The sequence below is a fragment of the Xanthomonas sp. SHU 166 genome (assembly GCF_000364685.1).
Taxonomy (GTDB): domain Bacteria; phylum Pseudomonadota; class Gammaproteobacteria; order Xanthomonadales; family Xanthomonadaceae; genus Xanthomonas_A; species Xanthomonas_A sontii.
Map to the genome: position 1 here is coordinate 1 of NZ_AQOJ01000280.1, position 3,951 is coordinate 3,951.

Genomic DNA, 3,951 nt, shown 5'->3' on the forward strand with positions numbered 1-3,951 from the left:
GGCGGCGGCGCTGCCGGCCGGCGCCAACTGCCGGCGCCGCGTGCTGACCAACACCATCGACGCGCGGCTGATCGCGCTGGACGCGGACACCGGCGCGTTCTGCAGCGGCTTCGGCCAGAACGGCCAGGTCGACCTGAAGGCCGGCCTCGGCGCCGCACCCGATCCGTTCTACCAGTTGACCTCGGCGCCGACCGTGGCCGGGACCACGGTGGTGGTGGGCGGCCGCGTCGCCGACAACGTGCAGGCCGACATGCCCGGCGGCGTGATCCGCGGCTTCGACGTGATCACCGGCGCACAGCGCTGGGCCTTCGACCCGGGCAACCCGCAGGACACGCAGCCGCCGGCGCCGGGCAAGACCTACGTGCGCAGCACGCCGAACGTGTGGGCGCCGATGTCCTACGACGCCGCCTCCAACACGGTGTTCCTGCCGATGGGCAGCCCGTCCACCGACCTGTACGGTGCCGAGCGCAGCGCGCTGGACCACCGCTTCGGCGCCTCGATCACCGCGCTGGATGCGAGCACCGGCCAGGTCAAGTGGGTCTACCAGACCGTGCACAACGATCTGTGGGACTTCGACCTGCCGATGCAGCCGAGCCTGATCGACTTCCCGATGGCCGACGGCCGCAAGGTGCCGGCGCTGATCATCGGCACCAAGGCCGGCCAGCTGTACGTGCTCGACCGCGCCACCGGCAAACCGCTGACCGAGGTCCGCGAGGTGCCGGTGAAGACCGCCGACATCCCGCACGAACCGTATGCGCTGACCCAGCCGCTTTCGGTGGGCATGCCGCAGATCGGCACCAAGCACCTGAGCGAAGCGGACATGTGGGGCGCCACCCTGCTGGACCAGATGCTGTGCCGCATCGCCTTCAAGAAGATGCGCTACGAGGGCCTGTACACCGCGCCCGGTACCGATGTGTCGCTGAGCTTCCCCGGCTCGCTGGGCGGCATGAACTGGGGCGGGCTGTCGGTCGACCCGGTGCACGACGTGGTGTTCGCCAACGACATGCGCCTGGGCCTGTGGGTGCAGATGATTCCGCAGAAGGCCGACAAGGCCGCCGCCTCCAGCGGCGGCGAGGCGGTCAACACCGGCATGGGCGCGGTGCCGCTGAAGGGCACGCCATACGCGGTCAACAAGAACCGCTTCCTGTCGGCGCTGGGCATCCCCTGCCAGGCGCCGCCGTTCGGCACGCTCAGCGCGATCGACCTGAAGACCCGAAGCATCGCCTGGCAGGTGCCGGTGGGCACCGTGCAGGACACCGGCCCGCTCGGCTTCAAGATGCACCTGCCGATCCCGGTCGGCATGCCGACCCTGGGCGGCACCCTGGCCACGCAGAGCGGCCTGGTGTTCATCGCCGGCACCCAGGACTACTACCTGCGTGCGTTCGACAGCGGCACCGGCAAGGAACTGTGGAAGGCACGGCTGCCGGTGGGCAGCCAGGGCGGGCCGATGACCTACGTGTCGACCAAGACCGGCAAGCAATACATCGTGATCACCGCCGGCGGCGCGCGGCAGTCGCCGGACCGCGGCGACTACGTGATCGCCTACGCCTTGCCGAACGCCAAGTAGGAAAACGGCGCGCCATTGCCACCTGCGTGCGGTGGCAATGGATGGACCCGCGTTCGTGAGACCTCACAGCGCCTCGACCGAGGCGCGGCAGGTTGGCCGACACATGGGGTACGGCGCCGGACCCGGCGCCGATCGGGTGACGCAGGCCAGGCCGCGCCGCAAAGCGCATTGTCCTCGAAGACTAGACAGACTCGCGCCCGCGCCGCCCCGCCCTCACCGTGCCGGCTGCAGCCGCATCGTCAGCACCGCGGCAATGGCCACCAGCAGCGGCAACGCCAGCACGTAGTACAGATTGGCCGGCTGCCAGCCGGCGTCGACCAGCACGCCGACGGTCATCGGCGAAAGGATCGCGCCGACGCGGCCGATGCCGATCGCCCAGCCCAGGCCGGTGGTGCGCACGGTGGGCGCGAACACGATCGGCGCCACCGCATACAGACCGGCCATCGAGCCGAACAGCGCCGCGCCGATCACGAAGGCCACGGGGAAGGCCAGCTGCAACTGCGTGCCGAGCGTGGCGAACGCCGCCATTCCCAGTGCGGCGATCAGGAAGCTGACGGCGGTCAACCGCGGCAGCGCGAAACGTGCGGCCAGGCCGCCGAACAAGGCGCCGCCGACGATGCCGCCCAGGTTCAACAGCACCCCGCCGGTGACGCCCTGCTCGGCCGACAGCCCGGCTTGCACCAGCAGTTTCGGCGTCCAGCTCAGCACGAAATAGAAGGCGAACATGTGCATGAAGAAGCCCAGCGCGATCAGCACGCTGTTGCGGCGCAGGTGCGGGGTGAACAGCGCAGCGTAGCCCGCCTTCTCCTGCACCGGCGGGCGCGGCGGCAGGGCATCCAGGGTCGGTGCGCGCATGCGCGCCAGCAGCGCGTTGAGCCGCGCCAGCGCATCCGGCGGGCGCCGGCTGAGCAGGAAGTCCAGCGATTCGGGCAGCAGCGCCAGCACCACCGGGATGCACAGCAGCGAGGCGAGTGCGCCGAACAGGAAGGCCGCATGCCAGCCCCAGCGTTCCAGCAGTATCGCGGCGATCAACCCGCCCAGCGTGGCGCCGATGGGATAGCCGGTGGCCTGCAGGGCCACTGCGGTGCTGCGCCACTTCGGGCTGGCGTATTCGGCAGTGATCACGCCGACGCCGGCGAGCATGCCGCCGATGCCGATGCCGGTGAACACGCGCAGCGCCGCAAGTTGCCAGATGTCCTGCGCCAGTGCCGAGGCGGCCATGCCGACGGTCAGGATCGCCAGGCAGCACAGGATCATGTTGCGCCGGCCCCAGCGGTCGGCCAGCGGCGCCAGCAGCAGCGAGCCCAGCGCCATGCCCACCAGCCCGGCGCTGAGCGCGATCCCCAGCAGCTTGCCGGACAAACGCCAGGCCTCCGACACGTGCGGGGCGATGAAGGCCATCACCATCACGTCGAAGCCGTCGAGCATGTTCAACAGCACGCAGACCGCGATCGCCGTCCACTGGAACCCGCTCATGCGATCCAGAACGAGGGCGGCGGGCGGGGCGGCGGCATGGCTCATGGGGTCACTCCTGCTGGAACGGCGAACGAGAACCGCGGCGACGCGGCGTCACTTGGCGGGCGCGGCCGCGTGCAGGGCGTCGAGCGCCTGGCGCAGGCGCGCCGCGTCGATCTGCCCCGGCGCCGAGGCGCTGCCGAGCATGCCGAAGGTCAGGCTCTGCCCGAAGGTGCCGCCGGACAGCCGCGACACCGCGCCCAGCGGCCCCATCGCCATGGTCAGCAGCGGCTGCCCGCTGCGCTGGCGCATCTGCCAGGTGGCGTCGAGCAGGTGCAGCACGTCGCCGGGATCTCGCGGCATCACCGCGATCTTCAGCACGTCGGCGCCCAGCGCCTGTTGCCGCTGCAGCCGCGCCACGATCTCCGCCACCGGGGGAGTGGCGTGGAAGTCGTGGCTGGACATCACCACATACACGCCCTGCCGGTGCGCATGCTCGACCAGCCGCCGCAGCACCGCCGGGTCGCGGAACATCTCCACATCGAGCAGGTCGGCGAAGCGCGCGTCCAGCAGGCGCACGTACAGCGCGCCGTAGGCGGCATCGTCGATCGCCACCGCACCGCCCTCGGCCTTGGTGCGGAAGGTCAGCAGCAGCGGCTTGCCGTGCAGTGCCTGCGCCAGGCGCGGCCCCAGGGCCGCCAGCGCCGCCGCGTCGGTGGCCCCGTCCATCAGGTCGATGCGCCACTCGGCCAGGTCCGCATCGGGCGAGGCGGCTATGCGCTGCGCCTGCGCCAGCGCCTGCTCGGCGTCGTGCGCGGTGATCGGCACGATGATCTTGGGCAGGCCGGCACCGATGTCGAGTCCGCGGATCTGCAGCACGCGCGGCGGCGGCAGCGGCGCGCCCGCGGACGGCGCGGCGGGCGCCGCTG

At 71.3% G+C, this 3,951-nt stretch carries 3 protein-coding genes; 1 reads left to right on the forward strand and 2 read right to left on the reverse strand.

Going from position 1 to position 3,951, the window contains the following annotated elements:
• On the forward strand, positions 1 to 1,567 hold a 1,567-nt coding region (locus tag D180_RS08890), incomplete at its 5' end, for a PQQ-binding-like beta-propeller repeat protein (protein ID WP_017912518.1).
• Between the two features lie 213 nt (positions 1,568 to 1,780).
• Here the strand turns inward: D180_RS08890 and D180_RS08895 are convergent.
• Both D180_RS08895 and aroD read right to left on the reverse strand, forming a co-directional pair.
• A complete protein-coding gene (locus D180_RS08895) occupies positions 1,781 to 3,088 on the reverse strand; it encodes an MFS transporter (protein WP_043090687.1) in 1,308 nt (435 codons plus the stop codon).
• A gap of 48 nt (positions 3,089 to 3,136) precedes the next feature.
• Positions 3,137 to 3,951: type I 3-dehydroquinate dehydratase (gene aroD, locus D180_RS08900; protein ID WP_017912520.1), on the reverse strand; the 815-nt coding region annotated here is incomplete at its 5' end.

What these genes read in the sequence shown, in the direction of transcription:
- D180_RS08895 (WP_043090687.1), bottom strand. Translation starts at nt 3,088, where the DNA reads ATGAGCCATGCCGCCGCCCCGCCCGCCGCCCTCGTTCTGGATCGCATG.